Here is a 25,974-nt window from a genome sequence, read left to right on the forward strand (position 1 = left end):
AGAAAAGGGAAATCGGTAAATATGTCACGCGCTCACATAGCAGCTGTGATATTGATAGACATCTCATTTTTCACTCTTAACGAGCGGTCCTGAATCCATGTCGATTGAGAAAGTCGCACACCTGGCTGGCGTGTCCAAAGCCACCGTTTCACGGGTTTTGAACCAGAATCCCGGCGTGCGCCCGGACACGCGCGCCAAAGTGCTGGCGGCCATCGACATCTGCGACTATCAGCCCAACTTACTGGCGCGCCAGCTGCGTACTTCACAAAGTCATATGTTGTTAGTGCTGATCCCTGACATCACCAATCCGTTCTGCTCGCGCGTGGTTCAGGGCATTGAAGCCGAAGCGGAAGCGCAGGGTTACCACATTCTGCTGTGTAACTCGGGATCGCAGCTTCGGCGCGAAGCGGCCTACATCGCCCTGCTGACCGGCAAAGTGGTTGATGGCGTGATCACCATGGATGCCGCCAGCAGTTTGCAGGAGCTAAAGGAATTGATTGGCGATGCGCCTTGGGTGCAGTGCGCCGAATACGATCCGGCGATCACCGCCTCAAGCGTAGCGATTGATAATAAAGAAGCAGCTTTCGAAACCGTGCGTTATCTGGCGAGTAAAGGCCGACGCCGTATTGCGCTGGTCAACTGTGATATGCGCTACCTCTATTCGCACAAGCGCGAAGAGGGGTATCGTGCGGCGCTGGAACAGCTGGAACTCAGCTGGTGCGGCGTGGCTTACGCCGAGAATGTCACCTGCGAATCGGGCAGTGCGGCCTTGCGCGAACTGCTGACACAGCCGGAACGGCCTGATGCGGTATTTGCGGTGTCGGATGTTCTGGCGGTTGGCGTAATACACGCAGCGCTGGAAGCGGGTTTACGCGTGCCGGAAGATTTAGCGGTGGTGGGATTTGATGGCATCAACTTTACCAGCAGCCTGAATCCACCGCTGACGACGATTGAGCAGCCGATGAATCGCATGGGCGTGCGTAGCGTACAGCTGCTGCTGCAACGTATCCGCCAGCCCAACTCGTCGGTGGTCCATGAAGTGTTGCCGTGGAAGCGCGTTGAACGCGCTTCCAGTTAACTCAGCGCCAAATCAGCAATACGCACGCAGCGGTGAGCAAGCCCATCGCCAGATTGAACATTTTCCACGCGCGTGGGCTGCGCAGCAGACGTCCAATCAGCGAGCCAAAGCCCATCCAGATCACCCCGGAAACCACATTTACCATGAACATGCCGAGGCTGATCGCCAGCACCGAATGCAGATATTCGCTCCCCGCCAGGCTGAAGCTGGCCACCGCACCGAGCGCCATCAGCCAGGCTTTCGGGTTGATCAGCTGCAGCAAGCCGCCTTGCCAGAATGGCATCTGCTTCACCGTCACATCGTCGGTTTCCAGCTTTTCATACTCGGCGCTGGCGATTTTCCACGCCAGCCACAGCAGATAAAGGCTACCGGCAATCTTCAGGATCAGATGCAGCGAAGGATAAAGCAGGATGAGACCGCCAATGCCAAATGCCACCATCAGCAACATGACTTGCATACCAATCATGATACCAATGAGCAGCGGAATGGTGCGCAGGAAGCCAAAATTAGCACCCGAGGCGGTAAGTAACATATTATTGGGCCCGGGCGTGATGGCCGCGACCCAAAGAAAACCTAACATTGATAAAAAAAGACTCAGTTCCATGTATATTCGGGTGCTCCTCACCCAGTAAAGCGAACAACCCATCGAAGCTATCAGCGACTTATGCATCAGACAAGCCTTTACCCAAGCTATTTTGATCGCCCCAGCGGCGAGCGCTTTAAACCACTGCGCGGATTCAGTAACGCGCATCTGCAAACGCTGCTGCCGCGCATTCTGCGCCGCCGCGTCACGTTGCGTCCGCACTGGCAGCGTCTTGACCTGCCGGACGGCGATTTTGTCGATTTAGCGTGGAGTGAAGATCCGGCGCAGGCGCGTCATAAACCGCGCATGGTGATGTTTCACGGCCTGGAAGGCAGCTTTCGCAGCCCGTATGCGCACGGCCTGATGCAGGCGTGTCAGGCGCGCGGCTGGCTGGCGGTGGTGATGCACTTTCGCGGCTGCAGCGGCGAGCCTAATCGCTTAAAGCGCATCTATCACTCCGGTGAAACTGAAGACGCCACCTACTTCCTTAACTGGCTGCAACGCGAATGGGGCAGCGTGCCGACCGCCGCTGTCGGCGTTTCGCTGGGCGGCAACATGCTGGCTTGCCTGCTGGGTCAACAAGGTCACGATGTGCCGATTGATGCCGCCATCGCCATCTCGGCGCCGCTGGCGCTGGAGCCGTGCAGCGGCAAGCTGGACGTTGGCTTCTCGCGCTTCTATCAGCACTATTTGCTGACGCAGCTGAAAAAGAACGCCACGCGCAAACTGCGCGCCTGGCCCGGCACGCTGCCGGTCGATCTGAGCCAGCTACGTGCTTTCCGCCGCTTACGTGAGTTCGATGATGCGATAACCGCACGGGCGCACGGTTTTATTGACGCCAACGACTATTATCAACGAGCCAGCGCGATGCCGCTGCTCCCCGGCGTGCGCAAACCGCTGCTGATCATTCATGCGCAAGACGATCCCTTTATGACCGATGCCGTGATCCCGCAACCTGACCAGCTGTCAGCTTCCATTCAGTATCAGCTGACGCAGCAAGGCGGCCACGTCGGCTTTGTCGGCGGCACCTTGCTTAAACCGAAAATGTGGCTGGAACAGCGCGTGCCCGACTGGCTCTCAACTTATCTGGATGTGTAATTGTGATTATTCCCTGGCAACAACTCGAAGCGGAGACGCTGGAAAACCTGATTGAGACCTTCGTGTTACGCGAAGGCACCGATTACGGCGAGCAGGAACGCAGTTTGCTGCAAAAAGTCGCCGATGTGCGCCGCCAGCTGGAGCGCGGCGACGTGGTGCTGGTGTGGTCGGAACTGCATGAATCGATCAATATTATGCCGAAGGGTGAATTCCGCGGCTGATGCACCCTGCGGCAATTCGTGGTAACAATGCTCATCGCCGGACCTCACAGGGAGCTCTGTTATGTCAGCCAGGCATCCAATTATTGCCGTCACCGGTTCCAGCGGCGCCGGAACCACCACCACCAGCCTCGCCTTCCGCAAGATTTTCCAGCAGCTGAATCTGCATGCGGCGGAACTCGAGGGCGACAGTTTCCATCGCTTCACGCGTCCCGAAATGGACATGGCGATCCGCAAAGCGCGCGATCTCGGTCGCCACATCAGCTACTTCGGCCCGGAAGCCAATGATTTCGGCCTACTGGAGCAGACGTTCAAACATTACGGCCAAACCGGCCTCGGCGAATCACGCAAATATCTGCACACCTACGATGAAGCGGTGCCGTGGAATCAGGTGCCGGGTACTTTCACGCCGTGGCAGCCGCTGCCGGAAAACACCGATGTGCTGTTTTATGAAGGCTTGCACGGCGGCGTGGTCACGCAGCAGCAAAATGTGGCGGAGCATGTCGATCTGCTGGTTGGTGTGGTGCCGATTGTTAACCTTGAGTGGATTCAGAAGCTGGTGCGTGACACCGGCGAGCGCGGACATTCACGCGAAGCAGTAATGGATTCGGTGGTACGTTCGATGGAGGATTACATTAACTTCATCACGCCGCAGTTCTCGCGCACCCACATTAACTTCCAGCGCGTGCCGACCGTTGATACCTCAAATCCGTTTGCCGCCCGCGAAATTCCCTCGCTCGACGAAAGCTTCGTGGTGATTCATTTTCGCGGTCTGGAAGGCATCGCGTTCCCCTATCTGCTGGCGATGATTCAGGGATCGTTTATTTCCCACATCAATACGCTGGTGGTGCCGGGCGGCAAAATGGGATTGGCGATGGAGCTGATTATGCTGCCGCTGGTTCAGCGACTGATTGAAGGGAAACGGATTGAGTAGGTTTGGTGCGGGCTGTGAAAAGGGAGGCATGAATGCCTCCCCTACGACCGATTACAACTCGACAACCTCATAGCTGTGGGTAATTTCCACGCCTTTACCAAGCATGATCGCCACCGAGCAATATTTTTCTGCCGACAGGTCAACCGCGCGCGCAACCGCTTTATCGCTCAACGCTTTGCCGCTGACAATAAAATGCAGGTTGATGGTGGTAAAAATGCGTGGCGCCTCTTCACGGCGTTCTGAGGTGAGTTTCACTTCGCAATCGGCCACATCGCTGCGCCCTTTTTGCAGGATCGACACCACATCAATGGCGCTACAGCCGCCTGCGGCCATCAGCACCATCTCCATTGGACTTGGCGCTTTATCACCGGAATTACCGTCCATTAATACCTGATGGCCAGATGAGGATTCTCCGAGAAAGGTAAGACCTTCCACCCATTTCACTCGTGCCTGCATTATTCTCTCTCCTGAAGCGGCGGTTTTGCCGCCAGAGTACGCTTTCACCTGACAAACAGCAATCCAGAGTAATCCCCCTTTTGCTGAAGCGAGACAACACAAGACAGCTCGCAAAAGCTGTGCTACAAACAGTGCTGAAAATATTTTCGTCATCACAGACGAAGGCCGGAAGAATCAAAAGCGTAGCTTAAGAGTCCACCCGGAATAATTTTTCCATTACTGGAAACGCTCGACGATTAAACCGCCTGACAGGGAAAAATGCCCCCTGTATTTTGGGCACGATTACAACAGAGGATAATAGCGAATGGTTCTCGGCAAACCGCAAACAGACCCTACACTCGAATGGTTCCTGTCCCATTGCCATATTCACAAATATCCATCCAAAAGCACGCTCATCCATCAGGGTGAGAAAGCGGAAACGCTGTACTACATCGTAAAAGGTTCCGTAGCGGTACTGATTAAAGATGAAGAAGGCAAAGAGATGATTCTCTCCTACCTCAATCAGGGAGATTTCATCGGCGAACTCGGTCTTTTCGAAGAAGGCCAGGAACGTAGTGCCTGGGTACGTGCGAAGTCTGCCTGCGAAGTGGCTGAAATTTCATACAAAAAATTCCGTCAGCTGATTCAGGTAAACCCGGATATTTTAATGCGACTTTCGTCGCAAATGGCGCGTCGTCTGCAAGTCACATCTGAGAAAGTGGGCAACCTTGCCTTCCTCGATGTAACCGGACGTATCGCGCAAACGCTGCTAAATCTGGCCAAACAGCCAGATGCGATGACTCACCCAGACGGGATGCAAATCAAAATTACCCGTCAGGAGATTGGTCAGATCGTGGGCTGCTCACGCGAAACCGTGGGCCGTATCCTGAAAATGCTGGAAGATCAGAACCTGATCTCCGCACACGGTAAAACCATCGTCGTTTACGGCACCCGCTAATTTCTTCTCACCCACGGCGTGATGGCAACATCGCGCCGTTTCTATTTGCGATGAGCTGATGTGGCGCCGAATCATCTATCATCCCGAAGTTAACTATGCGCTGCGGCAAACGCTGGTGCTGTGCCTGCCTGTGGCTCTCGGCTGGCTGTTTGGCGATCTGCAAAAAGGTCTGCTGTTCTCGTTAGTGCCTGCCTGCTGCAACATGGCGGGGCTGGATACGCCGCACAAACGCTTCTTCAAACGCCTGATTGTGGGTGGTTCGCTGTTTGCCACCGGCAGTTTCCTGATGCAAATCCTTACTGCTTACCAGATTCCGTTGCCGCTGATTTTGCTGGCGCTGCCGCTGCTGATTGGCGTGACCGGCGAAATCGGTCCGCTGCATGCGCGCTTACTGCCCGCAACGCTCATCGCCGCCATCTTTACGCTCAGCTTAGTGGGACGCATGCCGATGTGGGTGCCGCCGCTGCTCTACATCGGCGGCACGCTGTGGTACGGCTTATTCAACTGGTTCTGGTTCTGGCTGTGGAAAGAGCAGCCGATGCGCGAATCGCTCAGCCTGCTGTTCCGCGAGCTGGCCGATTATTGCGATGCCAAATATACCTTACTGACGCAGCTGACCGATCCAGAAAAAGCGCTGCCACCGCTGCTGGCGCGTCAGCAAAAGGCGGTCGATCTCATCACCACCTGCTACCAGCAAATGCATATGCTGTCGGCCAGCCGCGATAACAGCCACAAACGCCTGACGCGCGCTTTCCAGGTGGCGCTGGATTTACAGGAACACATCTCGGTGAGTTTGCATCAGCCTGAAGAGGTGCAGAGGCTGGTTGAAGAGAGCCACGCCGAAGCGGTGATTCGCTGGAACGCCAAAATCATCTCGGCGCGACTGCGCGTGCTGGCGGATGCGATTCTCTACCATCAGCTGCCAGACCGTTTCCACATGGAGAAACAGCTCGGCGCGCTGGAGAAAATTGCGCGCCAGCATCCGGATAATCCGGTCGGTAACTTCTGCCTGTATCACTTCAGCCGCATCGCCCGCGTATTGCGTACGCAGAAGCCGCTCTACACGCGTGACCTGATGGCCGATCGCCAGCGCCGTTTGCCGCTGTTGCCGGCGCTGCGCAGTTATCTGTCATTCAAATCCACCGCGTTGCGCACGGCGGCACGCTTCGCCGTGATGCTGATGTTTGGCAGCTCGCTGGCGCTGTTCTTCAACATCCCCAAACCTTACTGGATTCTGATGACCATCATGTTCGTCAGCCAGAACGGTTACAGCGCGACGCGCGTGCGCATCCAGCACCGTGCACTGGGCACCTTTGCCGGTTTGCTGATCGCCGCCGCCTCGTTACGGCTGGCGGTGCCGGAATCAATCACGCTGCTGTTTATGCTGGGGATCACGCTGGCGAGTTATCTGATTACGCGTAAATATTACGGCTGGTCGATGATTGGCTTCACCGTCACGGCGGTGTATTCGCTGCAGCTGCTGTCGCTCAACGGCGCACAGTTTCTGCTGCCGCGCATGATGGATACCTTGATGGGCTGCTTGATTGCCTTCGCCGGGATGATTTGGCTGTGGCCGCAGTGGCAAAGCGGGCTGCTGCGCAAGAACGCGCACGATGCGCTGGAAGCCTATCAGGAAGCTCTGCGAATGTTGTTGGGACCGGAACAGTCGCCGGAGAAACTGGCATATCAGCGCATGAAGGTTAATCAGGCGCACAACGCGCTGTTCAACTCATTGAACCAGGCATCGAGCGAGCCAGGCTTTAATTTGCAATACCTGAAAGATATGCGCATGTGGGTTACGCACAGTCAGTTTATCGTCGAGCATATTAACGCCATGACGATTCTGGCGCGTGAGCACACCATGTTGACGGCGAAGCTAGCGGAACGTTATCTGCAATCCTGTGAAATCGCGCTGCAGCGTTGTCAGCAGCGGCTGGCGTATGACGGGCCGGGCAACGACAGCAATATTCTGGAAGCGCCGGAGAATCTCAATGAAGGGCCGGTGACGATTGTCGAACAGCATGTGAAGCGGATTTTGCAGCACCTCAGCGTGATGCACACCATCTCTTCACTGGCGTGGAGCCAGCGACCGCATCATGGCCGCTGGCTCAAGGTGTTACGTCCGAAAGCGGATTAAGCAGCCAGCACCTTTTCAATCGCGCTGGCGAAACGCGTCATGCCTTCGGCGATATCGGTAGGTTCAATCACCAGCGACGGCACAAAACGAATCACGTCGGTACCGGCAGTGAGAATCATCAGCCCTTCCGCTGCAGAAGCATTGAGGATGTCACGCGCCTTGCTGGCGAACTGCGGCTTCAGCGCGGCACCAATCAGCAGACCTTTGCCACGAATCTCGCTGAAGATATCGAATTTGCTGTCGATGGCTTGCAGCGCTTCAACAAACTGCTGACGACGCGCCTCCACGCCTTCCAGCACTTCTGGCGTATTGATGATATCCAGCGCAGTTTCAGCGATGGCACAGGCCAGCGGATTGCCGCCGTAAGTGGTGCCGTGAACGCCCGGCGCCATTACTGAGGCGATTTCGTTGGTGGTCAACATCGCGCTCACCGGGAAACCGCCGCCCAGCGCTTTCGCGCTGGTAATAATATCGGGCTTGATACCGTAATGCTCATACGCAAACAGTTTGCCGCTACGTCCCATGCCGCTCTGCACTTCATCGAGTACCAGCAGCGCATTATGTTCATCGCACAGCGCGCGCAGACCTTGCATAAATTCTGGCGTGGCCGGCATCACGCCGCCTTCGCCCTGAATCGGCTCGACCACGATGGCGCAGGTGTGATCGTCAATCACCGCTTTCACTGCATCGAGATCGTTGAACGGCACATGCACGATATCCGCCGGTTTTGGACCGAAACCATCGGAGTATTTCGGCTGGCCGCCAACCGACACGGTGAACAGCGTGCGGCCGTGGAAAGCGTTATGGAAGGCAATGATTTTGCTTTTGAACGGGCTGTGTTTTTTGCAGGCGTAATAACGCGCCAGCTTGAATGCCGCTTCGTTGGCTTCCGCGCCGGAGTTACCGAAAAACACCCGATCGGCAAATGTCGCGGCAATCAATTTACTCGCCAGACGCAGCGCCGGTTCGTTGGTGAACACGTTGCTGGTGTGCCACAAGGTTTCGCCCTGGGTTTTCAGCGTTTCCACCAGCGCCGGATGACAATGGCCCAATGCAGTCACCGCGATCCCGCCAGAGAAATCGATATACTCTTTGCCCTGCTGATCCCACACTCGGCTGCCTTTACCTTTTACCGGCACAAACTGCGCAGGTGCATAAACAGGCAAAATAACGTTATCGAACGTTTCCCGGGTTACCGCTAGTTTTTCCGCTGCCATTGATGACCTCATCGGGTTATTTGTTGAGCTGATGTGAAAATATAATCACAAAATATGCATAAAAAATCACACGAAGGCAAACATAAGTTACGCGTTGAGGAAATTAGCCAACAGCTGATGCCCTTGCTCACTGAGGATGCTTTCCGGATGGAACTGCACGCCTTCCAGAGGCAAAGTGCGATGGCGGAAACCCATGATCTCATCCGGCTGGCCGTCGCGCAGGGTCCACGCGGTGACTTCAAACTCAGCGGGCAGCGTATCGCGCGCCACAATCAATGAGTGATAGCGCGTCACGGTCAGCGGATTATTTAGATCGCGGAACACACCTTGATTAGTGTGCTGGATCAGCGAGGTTTTGCCATGCATCACCTGCCGCGCGCGCACCACTTGCGCACCGTAAGCTTGCGCAATCGCCTGATGCCCAAGGCAAACGCCGAGGATCGGCACGCGCCCGGCGAAATGGCGAATCGCCGCGAGCGAAATACCAGATTGATCCGGCGTACACGGGCCCGGCGAAATCACCAGATGCGTCAGCGGCAGCGCTTCCATCTCATCCAGCGTAATGGCGTCGTTACGCACCACGCGCACCTCCGCGCCCAGTTCGCAGAAGTACTGGTAAAGATTCCAGGTGAAGGAGTCGTAGTTATCGATTAGCAGCAGCATAGCGCCCTCAGGCCAGTAAAAGCGGCGCTATTCTACCCATTTTAGTTCGCCGGGCTCACCACTTTCGCAAACTGCGCGGAAAGCGGCGCCAGATCGCCCGCAACGCCAGCCGAAATTGCGGCGCGCCACGCATCGCGTTCAAGTGTTTCCCATGAAAGCTGATAACCGGCATGCAGTGCCAGCTGCTCGAAGAAGATGCGCTGCGCGCGGCCATTGCCGGCGCGGAACGGGTGCAGCACGAAGATCTCACAGTAGTAATGCGCGATACGCGCCACGAATGCCTGCTGCTCAAGGTCAGCCAGGCCGCGCTCTTCCTCCAGCGCCTGCATCAGCGTGTTGCCCTCTTTCTCGATGTACTCACAATGACAATACGGCGTTTCATCGCGCCAGATGTCGATGGTGCGCAATTCTCCCGCCCAGCTGTAGAGATCCTGAAACAGCGTGCGATGAATGTGGCACAGGCGCGGCAAACCGATGCTGCGCTGGCCGAGTTCTAATGTCGCCAGGCGCGCGGTGCTGAACGCCAGTTCCGCTTTGCGCAGTTGGGCTTCATCATGAATATCGAGGCGATTCTTCAGCACGCTGTCGTTGTGCCACAGATAGGGATCGCGTACCGCTAAGCTGTTATCCGCCATATTGCCTCCTCAGTGACGCCAGGCGTTCTTCGGCATGTTCGGCCTCGATGAGCGGCTCACTGGACGTGTAACCGGCCAGGCGGCAGCTGGCTTGATAGCTCGCAGCACGGCGCTGCTGCCACAAGGTGGCTTTCTGTTTCTCGGTGAGTTTGCTGGTCATAGCGCCTCCGGCAAGCAGTGAGCCCTAAGTATAAGCAGCAATTTTTTGCTTTGCCGGAGTGCAAATGACGCGCCAGTGGAAAATGGCGCGTTTAAGAATTAAGGCAGGACTTTGGCGGAGAGGATAACAATCGGTTTTGACGGCACATTTTGGTACGGACCGACATCTTTAGTCGGGACCTGCGCAATCTTGTCGATTACATCCTGACCTTTCACAACTTTACCAAACACCGCATACCCGAAATCACGCTGACCGTGATCGAGGAAGGCGTTATCGGCTACGTTGAGGAAGAACTGGCTGGTGGCGCTATCTTTATCTGCGGTACGCGCCATCGAAATGGTGCCGCGCAGATTACGCAAGCCGTTGTCGGCTTCGTTTTTGATCGGCGCTACCGTTTGCTTCTGCTGCATATCGGTAGTGAAACCGCCGCCCTGAATCATAAAACCAGGGATCACGCGGTGGAAAATGGTGTTGTTGTAGAAACCATTGTTGACGTAATCAACGAAGTTTTTCACCGAAACCGGGGCTTTCTGGTTGTTCAGTTCGAGTTCAATATTGCCCGCAGAAGTGGTGAGCAGCACATGTGGATCCCCTTTTGCGGCAAGCGCGGCAGAAGATACAGAAGAGAGCGCTAACAGGGCAACCGCCGCTGTCAAAGTACGTTTAAGCATGAAAGATTCCTTACCATGGAGAGCTAGCTCAAAAACGAGATTGATTGTAAAGAGCATGTGTTCCAAGAGCCAGCGTTTTACCGATATTTACGCGGATGTTGCTATTGTCATACTTTTGCCGCCACGCAATCATTTGCGTGACGAAAATCACACTCTCAATGAAATATTTCCGCCTTGTTACACTCGTTGTTTATTAAGATCACAGCAACACTTACAATTCATGACACTTTTTGCCAATCTCGGCGCTTAACAGGTTCAGAACATGACAAACCGTAATCGCATTGGCCTTACCTGGATTAGCTATTTCTCCTATGCGCTCACCGGCGCACTGGTGATCGTTACCGGTATGGTGCTGGACAATATCGCGCAGTATTTCCAGCGCCCTATTTCAGAAATGAGCAACACCTTCACATTCCTTAATGCGGGCATTTTGGTGTCGGTGTTCCTGAACGCCTGGCTGATGGTGATTGTGCCGTTGAAGCGCCAGCTGATCTTTGGCTTTGTGCTGATGATCCTCGCCGTTGCGGGTCTGATGACCAGCCACGATCTCACCGTTTTCTCGCTGTGCATGTTCATCCTCGGCGTGGTGAGCGGCATCACCATGTCGATTGGTACCTTCCTGATCACCCATCTTTACGATGGTCGTCAGCGCGGCGCACGTCTGCTGTTTACCGATTCGTTCTTCAGCATGGCAGGCACCATCTTCCCGATCATCGCCGGTATCCTGCTGGCGCGCGCGCTGCCATGGTATTGGGTTTACGCCTGCATCGGCATCATTTATGTGGCGATCTTTGTACTGACGCTGTTCATCGAGTTCCCGGTGCTGAAAAGCGAAGCGGCTAAGCCAGGCGTTGAGAAAGAGAAATGGGGCATCGGCGTGCTGTTCTTGTCGATTGCGGCGCTGTGCTACATCCTCGGTCAGCTAGGCTTTATTTCATGGGTGCCGGAATACGCCACCAAATCGATGGGCATGGATATCGCTGCTGCCGGCCAACTGGTGGGTAACTTCTGGACCGCGTACATGGTCGGCATGTGGGTGTTCAGCTTCGTGCTGCGCTTCTTCGATCTGCAGCGCATCCTGATGGTGCTGGCCGCGCTGGCAACCGGTTTGATGTACTGGTTTGTCACCTCTAAAGACGCCAGCATGCTGCACTGGATCATCATGACGCTGGGCTTCAGCTCAAGCGCGATTTACACCACCATCATCACGCTGGGATCGCTGCAAACCAAGGTCTCTTCACCGAAGCTGGTGAACTTCATCCTGACCTGCGGCACCGTCGGCACCATGCTGACATTCGTGGTGACCGGCCCAATCGTGGCACAAGGTGGCGCACATGCAGCGCTCTCTACCGCTAACGGTTTGTACGCCGTGGTGTTTGTGATGTGTGTTCTGCTCGGCTTTGTGACCAAACATCGCCAGCACGGCCACGTAACGCACTAAGTTTGATGGGCGGATCTCGGTCCGCCCGCTCTTCAGCGTTTAAAGGTTACCGCTTCTTTTTCCGCTAAATAGATCTCGCTGCTGGCGGGCTGCGTCGCTGCCACCAACACGCCTTTCCGCAGTGAATAACGTACCGGCACCTGACGCCGCACCGCATCAAATCCACTCTCCGCCGGCAGAATAATCAAACTGGCATCATTACCTGCCTCAATACCGTAATTCGCCAGCTGCATGGTTTTGGCGCTGTTCGCGGTAATCAGTTGCAAGCCATTATCAATCTGCTCGTAGCCCATCAGCTGACAGACATGCAATCCCATATGCAGTACCTGCAACATGCTGGCAGTGCCGAGCGGATACCAGGGATCGAACACATCATCGTGCCCGAAACAGACGTTGATGTTTGCTTCCAGCAGCTCTTTCACCCGCGTGATGCCACGACGTTTCGGATAGCTATCAAAGCGCCCTTGCAGGTGGATATTCACCAGCGGATTGGCGACAAAGTTGATATTTGAGAGCTTGAGCAGACGGAACAGCCGCGAAGTATAGGCATTATTGTATGAGTGCATCGCCGTGGTGTGGCTGGCGGTGACGCGCTCGCCGTTACCATCGCGATGCGCTAGCGCCGCCACGGTTTCCACAAAGCGCGACTGCTCATCGTCGATCTCGTCGCAGTGCACATCCACCAGCCGATCGTAGCGATTAGCCAGCGCAAAGGTTTTATGCAGCGACTCCACGCCGTATTCGCGGGTGAATTCGTAGTGCGGAATCGCGCCCACCACATCCGCGCCCATACGCAGCGCCTCTTCCAGCAACGCTTCGCCGTTGGGATAAGAGAGAATGCCTTCCTGCGGAAACGCCACAATCTGGATGTCGATCCACGGCGCCATTTCCGCTTTCACTTCCAGCATCGCTTTTAACGCGGTGAGCGTGGGATCGGAGACATCCACGTGAGTACGCACATGCTGAATGCCGTTGGCGATTTGCCACTTCAAGGTTTGCTGCGCGCGCTGTTTCACATCGTCATGGCTCAGCAGCGCTTTGCGCTCCGCCCAGCGTTCGATGCCTTCAAACAACGTGCCGGATTGGTTCCACGCGGGTTCGCCGGCGGTTTGCGTGGTGTCGAGGTGAATATGCGGCTCGATAAACGGTGCGCTCGCCAGTCCGCCCTGCGCATCCAGCGCGTCCGGCTGTACTGCGGTTTGCGGCGGCTGCGGGCGAATCTGCGCAATCTTGCCGTTATCGATTTCGATCTGCCACAAGCCCTGCTGGCCCGCTAAGCGCAGGTTGTTGATCCACTTCAGTGACGGGTTTGCCATGCCGTACTCCTGTAAAACACAAAACCTAAAACTAGCATGAAAAAGGGAAACCAACGTAGGGTCGCCACGTATGGCGTAAGGCTTGTCAGTTAAGCGTGAATCGGTCGCCATGAATGGCGACCCTACGGTGATTTTCTAGGGTGCGCATTCATGCGCACCTACTTACATATGCAATTTATTGCTTAACTGAGCGGCATTACACCATTTATGGCAACCAGAACAATAATCAACCAAATAAGCCACTTAACTAATTCGTTCAAAATCAGCCACATACCTCAAAATGGGTATATAGGGGCGCGCTTGATGTACATCAATAAGCGCCAAAAGCGCCGCGTTAAGGTAGGCGCAGATACCGCAATTTTTGAGGCAAGCATGAGCAAGCACAGTGTCGTTATTATTGGCAACGGCATGGTCGGCCACCGCTTTATAGAAGAAATTATCGACAAAGATCAATCCAGTGAGTTTGCGATAACCGTTTTCTGTGAAGAACCCCGCGTCGCCTATGACCGCGTCCACCTTTCCGCCTATTTTTCCCATCACACCGCCGAAGAACTCTCGCTGGTTCGCGAAGGTTATTACGAAAAGCATCAGGTAAAGCTGCTGCTCGGCGAACGCGCCATCACCATCAACCGCGACGAAAAACTGATTCACTCGAATACCGGTCGCGCGGTGCATTACGACACGCTGATTTTCGCCACCGGCTCTTATCCGTGGATTCCGCCGATAAAAGGCGCGGAAGGCAGCGATTGCTATGTCTATCGCACCATTGAAGACCTCAACGCCATTGAAGCCTGTTCACGCCGCAGCAAACGCGGCGCGGTGATTGGCGGCGGCCTGTTAGGGCTGGAAGCGGCAGGTGCGCTGAAAAACCTCGGCGTCGAAACCCATGTCATTGAATTCGCACCGGTACTGATGGCGGAACAGCTTGATCCTCAAGGTGGCGAGCAGCTGCGCCGTAAGATTGAGCAGATGGGCGTGCGCGTTCATACCGGTAAAAACACCCAGCAAATCGTCCATCACCCACAAGGCGGTAAAACGCTGGAGTTTGCTGACGGCAGCGCGCTGGATGTCGATTTCATTGTCTTCTCCACCGGCATTCGCCCGCAGGACAAGCTGGCTAAACAGTGCGGCCTGCAGCTTGGCGCACGCGGCGGTATCGCCATTGACGATCACTGCCAGACCAGCGATACAAACATCTTCGCCATCGGTGAATGTGCCGCCTGGCAGAACCGTATTTATGGCTTAGTCGCGCCAGGCTACAAGATGGCGCAAGTCGCCAGCGACCGGCTGGTTGGCCGCGATAACGCGTTTGCCGGAGCGGATATGAGCGCCAAGCTGAAACTGCTGGGCGTTGATGTCGGTGGCATTGGTGATGCACATGGCCGCACGCCGGGCGCGCGCAGCTTCGTGTGGCTCGACGAGCAGAAAAATATCTATAAGCGCCTGATCGTTAGCGAAGATAACCGCACGCTGCTCGGCGCGGTGCTGGTCGGTGACACCAGCGATTACGGCAATCTGCTGCAGCTGGCGCTGAATAACATCACGTTACCGGAAAATCCGGCCATGCTGATCCTGCCCGCAGGCAGCGGCGAGAAGCCGGTAATGGGTGCTGATGCGCTGCCGGACAGCGCGCAAATCTGCTCCTGCTTCGACGTCAGCAAAGGCGATATAGTCAAAGCGGTGCAAGGCGGTTGCCACACCGTCGCGGCGCTGAAAACCGAAACCCGCGCCGGAACCGGCTGCGGCGGCTGCATTCCGTTGATTACTCAGGTACTGAACGCTGAACTGAGCCGTCAGGGCATCGAGGTCAACAATCATTTGTGCGCGCACTTCCCTTACTCGCGTCAGGAGTTGTATCACCTGATTCGCGTGGAAGAGATCACATCGTTCGACGCGCTACTGGCGAAATATGGCCAGGGCTACGGCTGCGAAGTGTGTAAACCGACGGTCGGTTCGCTGCTGGCGTCCTGCTGGAACGAATATGTGCTGAAACCACAGCTCGCGCCGCTGCAGGACAGCAACGACCTGTTCCTCGGCAATATCCAGAAAGACGGCACTTACTCAGTGATACCGCGTTCGGCCGGTGGCGAAATCACGCCGGAAGGATTGATGGCGATTGGCGCCGTAGCGCGGCAGTACAATCTCTACACCAAAATCACCGGCTCGCAGCGTATTGGCCTGTTTGGTGCGCAGCGCGACGATCTGCCGGCTATCTGGACGCAGCTGATTGATGCCGGTTTTGAAACCGGACAAGCGTATGCCAAAGCGCTGCGCATGGCGAAAACCTGCGTCGGCAGCGTCTGGTGCCGCTTTGGCGTGGGCGACAGCCTCGGCTTCGGCATTGAGCTGGAGCATCGCTACAAAGGCATTCGCACCCCGCACAAGATGAAGTTTGGCGTCTCCGGCTGCACGCGAGAATGCGCCGAAGCGCAGGGCAAAGACGTTGGCATCATCGCCACCGAGAAAGGCTGGAACCTGTATGTGTGCGGCAACGGCGGCATGAAGCCACGTCACGCCGATTTGCTGGCCGCCGATCTCGATCGCGATACGCTACTGCGCTATCTTGACCGCTTCATGATGTTCTACATCCGCACCGGCGACCGCCTGCAGCGCACCTCGCTGTGGCTGGAAAGCATGGACGGCGGCATTGATTATCTGCGCAGCGTGATTATCGATGACAAACTCGGCCTGAATTCACAGCTGGAAACGGAGCTGGCGCGTCTGCGCGCGGCGGTGGAATGTGAGTGGACCGCAACGGTGCAGGATCCACAACAGCAGTCGCACTTCAGCACCTTTATCAACAGCGATCGGCGCGATCCGCTGGTGCAGCATATCAACCAACGCGATCAGCATCGTCCGGCGCAACCCGCCGAGCGCATTGCGGTCACTCTGATTGAGGAGATCGACGCATGAGCCAGTGGCATTCGGTGTGTGAACTCAGCCAAATTTTGCCTGCGACCGGCGTATGCGCGCTGATCAACGGCCAGCAGATTGCTATCTTTCGTCCGCATGACGATGAGCAACTCTACGCCTTAAGCAATATCGATCCTTTCGCCCAGGCCAGCGTGTTGTCACGCGGCCTGATTGCGGAGCACCAGCAGGCGCTGTGGGTGGCAAGTCCACTGAAGAAACAGCGCTTCCGCCTGAACGATGGCCTTTGTCTGGAAGACGAAGCGCGCTCGGTGGCGAGCTATCCGGTGCGCGTTCGCGATGGCAAGGTCGAGATCTGCGCCTGACAGCATTCCTTCACTTTATGAGACGTCACTATGTTTACTGACACCCTGAATAAATGCGCCGCCAACGCGGCGCGCATTGTGCGTACGGCGCAGCACAGCCCGCTGGCCTTCTGGATCAGCTCGGCGATGGCGGGCGCCTATGTTGGCCTGGCGATTATCCTGATCTTCACGCTCGGCAATCTGGTCGAACCGGCTTATCGTCCGCTGCTGATGGGAGCGACTTTCGGTATCGCCTTAACGCTGGTGATCATCGCCGGTTCCGAGCTGTTCACCGGTCACACCATGTTCCTGACCATCGGCGTGAAAGCGGGCAGCATCAAGCAAGGTCAGATGTGGTGCGTGCTGCCGCAAACCTGGCTGGGTAATCTTGTCGGTTCAGTGTTGGTCGCACTGATTTATTACTATGCGGCGGGTCCGCTGCTGCCAAACGCCGGATCGCTGCTGCACAGCGCGGCACTGGCGAAAACCACGCAGACAGCCATGGCGCTGTTCTTTAAAGGCGCGCTGTGTAACTGGCTGGTTTGTCTGGCGATTTGGATGGCGGTGCGTACCGAAGGCACGGCGAAGTTCATCGCCATCTGGTGGTGTTTGCTGGCGTTCATCGCTTCCGGCTACGAACACTCGATTGCCAACATGACGGTCTTTGCGCTGTCGTGGTTTGGTCAGCATAATGCGGACTTCACAATGAGCGGCATCGGCCACAACTTGCTGTGGGTGACGCTGGGCAATATGTTCTCCGGCATGGTGCTGATGGGCCTCGGTTATTGGTACGCCACACCGCAGGCGCAGCGCCCGCAGGCCGAAGCGCAAGCCGCGCCGCTCAAAACGGCATAACACTTTTTCAGCCCGCCTTGCGCGGGCTTTTTTCAGGATGAGCTATGGACTACTTTCCGCTGTTTTGCCGCCTGCAAGGCAAACGCTGTTTGCTGGTTGGCGGTGGCGATGTAGCAGAACGCAAAGCGCGTTTGCTGCTGGATGCCGGTGCCGATTTGCAGGTTGGCGCGCTGGATTTCTCCCCTGCTTTTCAGCAGTGGGCACAACAGGGAAAGGTGACCTTATTACCCGGCGCGTTTAATGAGCGCTGGCTCGAGGATTGTTGGCTGGTGATTGCCGCCACTGATGATGATGCGGTTAATCAGCAGGTTGGCGATGCGGCGGAGTTGCGTCGCATCTTCTGCAATCTGGTGGATGCTCCGCAGGAAGCCAGCGCGATAATGCCATCGATTGTCGATCGTTCGCCGCTGATGATTGCCGTCTCTTCTGGCGGTCGCGCGCCGGTGCTGGCGCGTTTACTGCGCGAAAAACTCGAAGCGATGCTGCCACAGCATCTTGGTGAGTTAGCGTCATTAGCCGGATCGCTGCGCAGTCGCGTCAAACGTACCTTTAACAGCATGGCGCAGCGGCGCGCCTTCTGGGAGCGCTTCTTCGTGAGCGACCGGCTGGCGCAAACGCTGGCGAATGGCGATCGGCCACGCGCGGAACATATCGTCGAAACCTTGTTCGATGCGCCGCTGTCGCAGCAAGGCGAAGTGGTACTGGTGGGCGCCGGGCCGGGCGATGCGGGACTGTTGACGCTGAAAGGCTTGCAGCATATTCAGCAGGCCGATGTGGTGGTGTATGACCGCTTAGTCTCCGAGCCGATTCTCAATCTGGTACGCCGCGATGCGGAGCGCATCTTTGTCGGCAAACAAGCCGGCAATCACTGCGTACCGCAATCGCAGATCAACCAGGTTTTACTTGAGCAGGCGCAGAGCGGCAAGCGCGTGGTGCGCCTTAAAGGCGGCGATCCCTTTATCTTCGGCCGCGGTGGTGAAGAGTTGGAACTGCTGGCGCAGCACAACATCCCGTTTAGCGTGGTGCCGGGTATTACGGCCGCCTCGGGCTGCTCCGCCTACAGTGGCATTCCGCTGACGCATCGCGATCACGCGCAGAGCGTGCGTTTCGTCACCGGTCATTTGCAGCAGCACGGCGAAATTGAATGGCGCAAGCTGGCGGCAGAGCAGCAAACGCTGGTGTTCTATATGGGGCTGGCGCAGGCGCCGGAAATCCAGCAGCAGCTGTTGCAACATGGCATGGATGCAGCGATGCCGGTAGCGATTGTGCAGAATGGCACCACGCCGCAGCAGCGCGTAGAGACCGCAACCCTGGCAGAACTGGCCACGCTGGCGCAGCAGTTTGCCAGTCCGGCTCTGATTATTGTTGGTCGCGTAGTGGAACTGCGTTCACAGTTACGCTGGTTCTGACACGGCAAAAAACTGTACAGCGCTGCGCTTTGTCGCCAGACTACAGGCCATCTTTCTCATCAATAAGGAGTTTCCATGCGCGTTGCTTCACTGGTTTGCGCGTTGTTATTGCCGTTGAGCGCGGTTGCTACCGCTGCACCCGTTACCTGGTCGAACGTGGTGGGTGAATGGCAAGTGGTGGCGGTGACGCCTAAGAAGGAAGTCGGTCAGCTGTATATCAAGAATGATCCGCAGTTTATGGGCGCGCGCGTGGCGTTTAAGCCAAATGCGATAACCTGGACGCGCGGTACTGACGAGCGCAGCATCAATCCTTCTGTCGATAACTGCAACGCTAAACCACGTCTCAGCGCCGCCAATGGCGCGGGACAGGATCGTGATTTCACCTTCCGTTATGGCTTCAATGTGAGCTGTGGCAATCAGGCGTGGGGACCTGCGCCAGGCGCGGTGATCAGCGTGCTGGCTGACGGTAACGCCCGCTTGTTCTGGGATGGCGCGGAACTGGCGTTACATCGCATCAAATAAAAAACGGCGGGTCAAAATGACCCGCCGTTCTGTTCTATCCCGCTAGCCGCTTACGGCTGTGAGACAAAGCCTACCGCTTCGTACACTTTCTTCAGCGTTTCCTGCGCATGGGCGCGGGCTTTCGCTGCGCCATCACGCATCACCTGATTCAGCAGCTCTTCATCGTTGCGGAAACGATGATAACGCTCCTGCAGTTCGGTCAGCATGCCAGAAACCGCTTCAGCAACTTCACCTTTCAGGTGGCCGTACATTTTGCCTTCGAACTCTTGCTCCAACTGCGCAATGCTTTTACCGGTCACGCCCGCGAGAATATCCAGCAGGTTTGACACACCGGCTTTCTCTTTGACGTCGTAGCGCACCACTGGTGGCTCGGCGGAATCAGTCACCGCGCGTTTGATCTTCTTCACTACCGCTTTAGTGTCTTCCAGCAGACCAATCACGTTGTTACGGTTGTCGTCTGACTTGGACATTTTCTTGGTCGGCTCAAGCAGCGACATCACGCGTGCACCCGATTTCGGAATGAACGGCTCAGGCACTTTGAACACATCGCCATACAGCGCATTGAAACGCTGGGCGATATCGCGGCTCAGCTCCAGATGTTGCTTCTGATCTTCGCCAACCGGTACCTGATTGGTTTGATACAGCAGGATATCGGCCGCCATCAACACCGGATAATCAAACAGGCCTGCGGTGATGTTTTCCGAGTAGCGCGCGGATTTATCTTTGAACTGCGTCATGCGGCTCAGCTCGCCGAAATAGGCGTAACAGTTCAGCACCCAGCTCAGCTGCGCATGCTCTGGCACGTGCGACTGAACAAAGATGGTGCTCTTTGCCGGATCGATGCCGCAGGCAAGATACAGCGCTAAGGTATCCAGCGTGGCTTTACGCAGCGCGGTTGGATCCTGACGTACGGTGATGGCGTGCAGATCGACGATGCAGTAAATGCAGTGGAAGTCATCCTGCATCTGCACCCACTGACGCAGCGCACCCATATAGTTGCCAATGGTCAGTTCACCGGAAGGCTGGGCGCCGCTGAAAACGATGGGTTTGCTCATGTTATGTCCTGATAATCACAGCCCGATAGCGGGCAAAAGTTCGTCAAAAGAGTCGAGAGTTAAATCGGGTTGGCTTGTCGCAATCGGCTCACCGTAGTTGTAGCCAAAAGTCATACCGATGTTCGGTACGCCTGCCGCCTGGGCCGCGAGAATATCATTGCGGGAATCGCCGACAAACAGCAATTGTCCCGGAAGCACGCCAAAATGGCCGAGGACGAGGAAAATGGCCGCCGGATGGGGCTTTTTCACAATCACGTCGTCACCGCCGATAATCTGGGTGAAGTACTCAGCAATCCCGAGCGACTTCAACAGCGGTGCCACAAACGGCGTGGGCTTGTTGGTGACGATCGCCAGCGGCAGGCCTTTCGCCTGTAAGGCCGCCAGCGTCTCCTTCACCTGCGGGAACAGCGTGCTGCCCGCTTCCACCGTTTGCGCGTAATACTTATCAAACAGCGCACGCGCATCGCGTTGCTCTTCGGCATGCGGCTCACGTCCCAGCGCCCAGGTCAGTGCGCGGGTCATCATCACGTCTGCGCCGTTACCAATCCAGGTAGAAGCCAATGCCAAACCCGGCGGCGGCAGCTGCAGATCGCTCAGCGCATGATCGATGGCTTGTGACAAACCGGGCGCGCTATCAACCAGCGTACCGTCGAGATCAAACGCCAGCGCGCGGATATCAGTGAAATGAGCCATTAACTTTCTCCAGTTCGCCACGCATCTCATCGATCACTTTTTTGTAATCCGGATGACCGAAGATCGCCGAACCGGCCACAAACATATCAGCACCGGCTGCAGCAATCTGGCCGATGTTATCGATCTTCACGCCGCCATCCACTTCCAGACGAATGTTGTAGCCACTCTCATCAATCAGGCGACGCGCCTGACGCAGTTTGTCGAGCGTACCGGGAATGAAGGATTGACCGCCGAAGCCTGGGTTCACCGACATCAGCAGAATGATATCCAGCTTATCCATTACATAATCGAGGTAGTCGAGCGGCGTCGCAGGGTTGAATACCAGACCCGCTTTGCAACCGTGCTCTTTGATCAGCTGCAGCGTGCGATCAACATGCTCGCTGGCTTCCGGGTGGAAAGTGATGAAGGTGGCGCCCGCTTTAGCGAATTCCGGGATCAATGCATCCACAGGTTTAACCATCAGATGCACATCAATAGGTGCAGTGATGCCGTAATCGCGCAGCGCTTTCAGCACCATCGGCCCCATCGTCAGATTGGGAACGTAGTGGTTATCCATCACATCGAAATGGACCACATCACCACCTGCCGCCAGCGCTTTAGCTGTGTCTTCACCCAAACGCGCGAAGTCAGCAGCCAGAATTGAAGGGGCCAGTAAAAATTGTTTCATCCGATTCTCCCAATTTTGTGCGCCAGCCTGAGCTGGCGTAATGCCTTGGTCGCGGACGAAACAGGCTAGCGGAAAAGCGCCAGCAGTTCGTCGACTTGCGTGCGACCACTTATGCTTCGGCTGATGGAACGCCGGGCTTTGACTACGTGTAAATCCGCATTCTGATACCACTCACGCGTGAGCAGCGTATCGTGATTTGAAATCAGTACCGGGATGCGGTTTTGCTGCGCCAGCTTATTGGCCAGTTCCGCCAGATGCTGCTGCTCGCGCAGACTAAAACTGTTGGTGTGGTAAGCGGTAAAATTCGCTGTCGCCGAAAGCGGTGCATACGGCGGATCGCAATAAACCACTGAGCCTTCAACGGCGTTGTTCAGAGTAACATCGTACGATTCACAGACAAAGGTCGCTTTTTGCGCCCGTTCGGCAAACCATAACAGCTCTGCTTCCGGGAAGTACGGCTTTCGATAACGACCAAATGGCACGTTAAACTCACCGCGCAAATTGTAGCGGCAAAGCCCGTTATAACCGTGGCGATTGAGATACAGGAACAGCACCGCGCGCTGGTATTCATCTTTGCTCGCATTAAAGGCGATGCGCTGCGCGTAGTAGGTTTCTGCCGTGTTGCCTTCAGCGTTGAAAAGCTGCCGCGCGTCTTCAATGAAGGCCGCAGTTCGCGTTTTGACGATGTTATACAGATTGATGAGATCACCGTTGATGTCCGCCAGGTGATAGCGGTCATAATCGGTGTTGAGGAACACGGAACCGGCGCCGACAAAGGGTTCTATTAGACAATCACCTTGTGGCAAATGACGACGGATGTCATCAAGGAGCGGGTATTTTCCTCCGGCCCATTTCAGGAAAGCGCGATTTTTTTTCATGCTGTCGTGGTTATTACATCTTAATTATTGGCTGTGGTGAAACCGACAGCAGCTCTGCGCTTTAAACGGGGCCGCATGCTTGCGGCCCCACATCTCATTACTGACTTTCTTTCTTCACCTGGCTAAGCGGTTTTACCCACGGATTGGCTGCACGCACCTCCGCTGGCAGCGATGCCACGGCGCGTTTCGCATCGGCTGGCGTGGCGTAAGCGCCGCTCACCAACACATACCAAGGCTCGCCGTTACGCGTGGTTTTATACACGTGATAACCGCTCAGGTTCTGTTTTCTCGCCCAGGCGTTCAGGCTCTCTTCTTTCGACGCGCCACTTAACTGCAGCGTGTAGTTTCCTCCTGATGGCAGCGATTTGCTGGCACCGCTCGAACTGGCAGGCGCGGAATTACGCGTCGCGGTGGTGCGGGTGTTGTTCTCTTTCACGGGTGCCGGTTTGGTGGCGACCGGTGTTTTATGCGGGGTCGATGCGTGCGTCTCACGTGTACCGTTGTTGCTGGTGCGCGCTGGGGTTTCTGAACGCATTGCGGGTGGCGTAATCGCTTTACCGTTGCCGCTGACCGTGGCCGGCGCGGTTGGCAGCGAGCTATTACCCTGCGCGCCTTGTGCTGCGGCATCGACAGAACCTTGCTGATTGTTCAGCGCAGTATTGAGATCGCCCGGCAGCGTGACACGCTGCTGGTTGGCTGGCGTATCCACAGGTGCAGCTTGCGTCGGCGTAGAGGAGACTGATGGCATCGAGATGGATTGGCCGTCGCTGCCCGCTGGTGCAGCCGTGCCCGCTGTGTTTTGCGGTGCGCTGCCATCAGCAGAAGGCGTGGCGTTTTGCAGGCCGCTCATGGACGTCGATCCCGAAAGGTCGATGTTCTTTTCGCTGCCACCGGCAGAAGGTGCCGCGCCGTTATTTGCGGTATTGGTTGCAGGTTTCTTCTCGTCTGGGCCGGTTAATGCTGAACCAATCCCCAGCACCACCAACAGCAGAACCAAAATACCAATGCCCATCATCATATGTTGACGAGAAACCGGTACTTTCACTTTCGGCGCAGAAGACGATTTGCGTGGCCGCGTCGGACGGCGGTCACTGGCGTCAGGTTTTAACTCGTCTTCCGGTTTGAACTCATCCATTTAGCCTCCTCCGTAAAACGACGCGCTTCCCACACGCCGCATCACCACTCACTTCTAATAATCAGGGTTTCTGGCAATCGTTGATTGCTGCCAGCACCATATCATGTGCCACACCGCCACGCACTTCAGAGCGGCCAATAGCGAGAGGCAGCACCAGACGCAGCTCGCCCGCCAGCACTTTCTTATCGCGCATCATGTGTGGCAAATAATCTTCCGCCGCCATGCTCGCCGGGCCATGTACAGGCAAACCAGCACGCAGCAGCAGCGCGATAATGCGATCGGTTTCAGCTGAGGTGAACTGCCCTAAACGTTCTGCGGTACGTGCGGCCATCACCATGCCAGCCGATACGGCCTCGCCGTGCAGCCAGTTGCCGTAGCCCATGTGCGCTTCAATCGCATGACCAAAAGTATGGCCCAGATTGAGCAGTGCACGTACGCCAGTTTCGCGTTCATCAGCCGCAACCACTTCTGCTTTCAATTCGCAGCAGCGACGGATGCAGTAAGCAAGGGCTTTTTCATCCAGCGCCAGCAGAGCATCAAGGTTCTGCTCCAGCCACTGGAAGAATTCGCCATCAAGGATAATGCCGTATTTGATCACTTCCGCCAGACCGGACGCTAATTCGCGCGGTGGCAGAGTGGCCAGGCAATGGGTATCCACCACGACAGACGCGGGCTGATAAAACGCCCCAATCATGTTTTTGCCGAGTGGATGGTTGACCGCGGTTTTTCCACCAACGGAGGAGTCAACCTGAGACAGCAACGTGGTCGGCACCTGAATAAAGCGCACACCACGCTGATAGCTGGCTGCAGCAAAGCCGGTCAAGTCACCAATCACGCCACCACCAAGTGCAATCAACGTGGTATCACGACCGTGCGGCTTTTTCAGCAGCGCGGTGAATACCTCGTCCATAACCGCCAGCGTTTTGTACTGCTCACCATCAGGCAAAATTACCTGATCTACCTTAATGCCGGCATTGCTGAGCAGCGCTGACAGAGATTCAAGATAGATCGGCGCCAGTGTCTGGTTTGTCACCAGCATGGCATTGTCGCCTGCTTTGAGCGGCCAAAAAGAAGCCGGATCGTTAAACAGTCCGGCAGCGATGGTGATGGGGTAACTGCGATCCCCGAGTGAGACAGTGATCTTCTCCATGATGACCGATACCTATTGCTGAGCCCTCAGGGCGCTGGATTAGTTCTTTTCCAGCATGTTGATGATCTGATTGGCCACCACTTTTGCACTTTGATCGTCAGTGCGAATAGTGACATCAGCGATCTCTTCATAAAGCGGATTACGTTCACCTGCGAGCGCTTCCAGTACTTCGCGCGGCGGTGATTCAACCTGCAACAGCGGACGCTTTTTATCACGCTGGGTTCGAGCAAGTTGCTTTTCGATGGTGGTTTCAAGGTATACGACCACACCGCGGGCGGAGAGACGATTACGGGTCTCGCGGGATTTGACTGAGCCACCACCGGTCGCGAGGACAATGCCTTGCTTCTCGGTCAGCTCATTAATGATCTTTTCTTCACGATCGCGGAAGCCTTCTTCGCCTTCCACATCAAATACCCAGCCTACATCCGCTCCGGTGCGTCGCTCAATTTCCTGATCGGAATCGAAAAATTCCATATTGAGTTGCTGAGCCAACTGACGACCAATAGTGCTTTTGCCGGCACCCATCGGCCCAACCAGAAAGATATTGCGTTTCTCTGCCATTTTATCGGTATTACTAAGAATTCGTTGATGATACCCCGCGTTCAGCGTAGCTGGCGGGACAGGAACTGAGACCTCATGAGCGTTAACAAGAGTCAGACGGAAAATTATCTCAACACTCATGGCCGTTTGGCAACCGAATAAATTGCCCCCGGCGACCTCTTAACAGGACCGGTCTGTGGTTCGCGAGACGGTAACGCACCTCCGCTAATCCGCTATATTTCGTGCTACAGGCACGCTGGCCGGGGTCATCCACTGTAATCGCTTACCGATGTAAGCACAGTGCATTCACT

At 55.9% G+C, this 25,974-nt stretch carries 27 protein-coding genes; 12 read left to right on the forward strand and 15 right to left on the reverse strand.

The window, feature by feature from the left end:
* Positions 1-97: 97 nt before the first annotated feature.
* The gene (locus tag VIJ98_RS18295) at positions 98-1,078 is read left to right on the forward strand and encodes a LacI family DNA-binding transcriptional regulator (protein WP_323275381.1); all 981 of its coding nucleotides are present in this window, start codon (positions 98-100) and stop codon (positions 1,076-1,078) included.
* A 1-nt stretch (position 1,079) separates the two neighbouring features.
* On the opposite strand, the gene VIJ98_RS18300 is transcribed toward VIJ98_RS18295, so the two are convergent.
* Complete coding sequence (locus VIJ98_RS18300; protein WP_008101822.1) at positions 1,080-1,682, reverse strand: LysE family translocator; 603 nt, start codon at positions 1,680-1,682, stop codon at positions 1,080-1,082.
* A 60-nt stretch (positions 1,683-1,742) separates the two neighbouring features.
* On the opposite strand from VIJ98_RS18300, the gene VIJ98_RS18305 reads away from it, so the two are divergent.
* From VIJ98_RS18305 to VIJ98_RS18315, 3 genes are all read left to right on the forward strand, one after another.
* Positions 1,743-2,759, forward strand: coding sequence for a hydrolase (locus VIJ98_RS18305; protein ID WP_323275383.1), 1,017 nt, complete (start codon positions 1,743-1,745; stop codon positions 2,757-2,759).
* Between the two features lie 2 nt (positions 2,760-2,761).
* Complete coding sequence (locus VIJ98_RS18310) at positions 2,762-2,980, forward strand: YheU family protein (protein ID WP_256697647.1); 219 nt, start codon at positions 2,762-2,764, stop codon at positions 2,978-2,980.
* A 61-nt stretch (positions 2,981-3,041) separates the two neighbouring features.
* Positions 3,042-3,911, forward strand: a complete 870-nt coding sequence (locus VIJ98_RS18315) for a phosphoribulokinase (protein WP_008101816.1) — start codon at positions 3,042-3,044, stop codon at positions 3,909-3,911.
* 51 nt (positions 3,912-3,962) lie between these two features.
* Here VIJ98_RS18315 and VIJ98_RS18320 read toward each other — a convergent pair whose 3' ends face one another.
* On the reverse strand, positions 3,963-4,367 hold the full coding sequence (locus tag VIJ98_RS18320) for an OsmC family protein (RefSeq protein WP_008101814.1): 405 nt from the start codon (positions 4,365-4,367) through the stop codon (positions 3,963-3,965).
* A 304-nt stretch (positions 4,368-4,671) separates the two neighbouring features.
* Between VIJ98_RS18320 and crp the strand changes: the two genes are divergently transcribed.
* Both crp and VIJ98_RS18330 read left to right on the forward strand, forming a co-directional pair.
* A complete protein-coding gene (gene crp, locus VIJ98_RS18325; protein WP_003852956.1) occupies positions 4,672-5,304 on the forward strand; it encodes a cAMP-activated global transcriptional regulator CRP in 633 nt (210 codons plus the stop codon).
* 58 nt (positions 5,305-5,362) lie between these two features.
* Positions 5,363-7,441 carry a YccS/YhfK family putative transporter gene (locus VIJ98_RS18330; RefSeq protein WP_323275387.1) on the forward strand — a complete coding sequence of 693 codons (2,079 nt, stop codon included), beginning with the start codon at positions 5,363-5,365 and terminating at the stop codon, positions 7,439-7,441.
* Here the strand turns inward: VIJ98_RS18330 and VIJ98_RS18335 are convergent.
* From VIJ98_RS18335 to ppiA, 5 genes are all read right to left on the reverse strand, one after another.
* Entirely contained in the window at positions 7,438-8,658 is a 1,221-nt protein-coding gene (locus tag VIJ98_RS18335) for an aspartate aminotransferase family protein (RefSeq protein ID WP_154157207.1), read from the reverse strand. The genes VIJ98_RS18330 and VIJ98_RS18335 overlap by 4 nt on opposite strands.
* An 87-nt stretch (positions 8,659-8,745) precedes the next feature.
* Complete coding sequence (locus tag VIJ98_RS18340) at positions 8,746-9,321, reverse strand: aminodeoxychorismate synthase component II (RefSeq protein WP_154157208.1); 576 nt, start codon at positions 9,319-9,321, stop codon at positions 8,746-8,748.
* Positions 9,322-9,362: 41 nt separating this feature from the next.
* Positions 9,363-9,956, reverse strand: coding sequence for a putative adenosine monophosphate-protein transferase Fic (locus VIJ98_RS18345; protein WP_154157209.1), 594 nt, complete (start codon positions 9,954-9,956; stop codon positions 9,363-9,365).
* Positions 9,946-10,116, reverse strand: a complete 171-nt coding sequence (locus VIJ98_RS18350; RefSeq protein ID WP_008101805.1) for a YhfG family protein — start codon at positions 10,114-10,116, stop codon at positions 9,946-9,948. The genes VIJ98_RS18345 and VIJ98_RS18350 overlap by 11 nt, the downstream gene beginning before the upstream one ends.
* A gap of 98 nt (positions 10,117-10,214) precedes the next feature.
* Entirely contained in the window at positions 10,215-10,787 is a 573-nt protein-coding gene (gene ppiA, locus VIJ98_RS18355) for a peptidylprolyl isomerase A (protein ID WP_008101803.1), read from the reverse strand.
* A gap of 262 nt (positions 10,788-11,049) precedes the next feature.
* On the opposite strand from ppiA, the gene tsgA reads away from it, so the two are divergent.
* Entirely contained in the window at positions 11,050-12,228 is a 1,179-nt protein-coding gene (gene tsgA, locus VIJ98_RS18360; protein WP_008101801.1) for an MFS transporter TsgA, read from the forward strand.
* A 32-nt stretch (positions 12,229-12,260) separates the two neighbouring features.
* Here tsgA and VIJ98_RS18365 read toward each other — a convergent pair whose 3' ends face one another.
* Positions 12,261-13,544: a cytosine deaminase gene (locus tag VIJ98_RS18365; protein WP_323275390.1), complete on the reverse strand. Its 1,284-nt coding sequence runs from the start codon at positions 13,542-13,544 to the stop codon at positions 12,261-12,263.
* Positions 13,545-13,916: 372 nt separating this feature from the next.
* Between VIJ98_RS18365 and nirB the strand changes: the two genes are divergently transcribed.
* From nirB to VIJ98_RS18390, 5 genes are all read left to right on the forward strand, one after another.
* Positions 13,917-16,457, forward strand: a complete 2,541-nt coding sequence (gene nirB, locus VIJ98_RS18370; RefSeq protein ID WP_323275392.1) for a nitrite reductase large subunit NirB — start codon at positions 13,917-13,919, stop codon at positions 16,455-16,457.
* Positions 16,454-16,780, forward strand: coding sequence for a nitrite reductase small subunit NirD (nirD, locus tag VIJ98_RS18375; RefSeq protein ID WP_323275394.1), 327 nt, complete (start codon positions 16,454-16,456; stop codon positions 16,778-16,780). The genes nirB and nirD overlap by 4 nt, the downstream gene beginning before the upstream one ends.
* Before the next feature lie 30 nt (positions 16,781-16,810).
* Positions 16,811-17,614 (forward strand): nitrite transporter NirC, encoded by an 804-nt coding sequence (gene nirC, locus VIJ98_RS18380; RefSeq protein WP_312181082.1) that lies wholly within the window; start codon positions 16,811-16,813, stop codon positions 17,612-17,614.
* Between the two features lie 44 nt (positions 17,615-17,658).
* The gene (gene cysG, locus VIJ98_RS18385) at positions 17,659-19,023 is read left to right on the forward strand and encodes a siroheme synthase CysG (protein ID WP_323275397.1); all 1,365 of its coding nucleotides are present in this window, start codon (positions 17,659-17,661) and stop codon (positions 19,021-19,023) included.
* A 75-nt stretch (positions 19,024-19,098) separates the two neighbouring features.
* A complete protein-coding gene (locus tag VIJ98_RS18390; RefSeq protein ID WP_154157214.1) occupies positions 19,099-19,545 on the forward strand; it encodes a hypothetical protein in 447 nt (148 codons plus the stop codon).
* Positions 19,546-19,595: 50 nt separating this feature from the next.
* Here the strand turns inward: VIJ98_RS18390 and trpS are convergent, their stop codons facing one another.
* The 7 genes from trpS to aroK form a co-directional block, all read right to left on the reverse strand.
* Positions 19,596-20,600 carry a tryptophan--tRNA ligase gene (gene trpS / locus VIJ98_RS18395; RefSeq protein WP_323275400.1) on the reverse strand — a complete coding sequence of 335 codons (1,005 nt, stop codon included), beginning with the start codon at positions 20,598-20,600 and terminating at the stop codon, positions 19,596-19,598.
* A gap of 15 nt (positions 20,601-20,615) precedes the next feature.
* Entirely contained in the window at positions 20,616-21,293 is a 678-nt protein-coding gene (locus VIJ98_RS18400; RefSeq protein WP_061719727.1) for a phosphoglycolate phosphatase, read from the reverse strand.
* The gene (gene rpe, locus VIJ98_RS18405) at positions 21,277-21,960 is read right to left on the reverse strand and encodes a ribulose-phosphate 3-epimerase (RefSeq protein ID WP_008107883.1); all 684 of its coding nucleotides are present in this window, start codon (positions 21,958-21,960) and stop codon (positions 21,277-21,279) included. Before rpe ends, VIJ98_RS18400 begins: the two co-directional genes overlap by 17 nt.
* Before the next feature lie 65 nt (positions 21,961-22,025).
* Positions 22,026-22,838, reverse strand: coding sequence for an adenine-specific DNA-methyltransferase (dam, locus tag VIJ98_RS18410; protein ID WP_008107884.1), 813 nt, complete (start codon positions 22,836-22,838; stop codon positions 22,026-22,028).
* A gap of 97 nt (positions 22,839-22,935) precedes the next feature.
* A complete protein-coding gene (locus tag VIJ98_RS18415) occupies positions 22,936-23,973 on the reverse strand; it encodes an SPOR domain-containing protein (RefSeq protein ID WP_154157216.1) in 1,038 nt (345 codons plus the stop codon).
* Positions 23,974-24,034: 61 nt separating this feature from the next.
* Complete coding sequence (gene aroB, locus VIJ98_RS18420) at positions 24,035-25,123, reverse strand: 3-dehydroquinate synthase (RefSeq protein ID WP_061719729.1); 1,089 nt, start codon at positions 25,121-25,123, stop codon at positions 24,035-24,037.
* Between the two features lie 39 nt (positions 25,124-25,162).
* Entirely contained in the window at positions 25,163-25,684 is a 522-nt protein-coding gene (gene aroK / locus VIJ98_RS18425) for a shikimate kinase AroK (RefSeq protein WP_008107887.1), read from the reverse strand.
* Positions 25,685-25,974: the final 290 nt, after the last annotated feature.

The organism is Pantoea sp. S18 (assembly GCF_045689705.1).
Lineage (GTDB): Bacteria > Pseudomonadota > Gammaproteobacteria > Enterobacterales > Enterobacteriaceae > Pantoea > Pantoea symbiotica.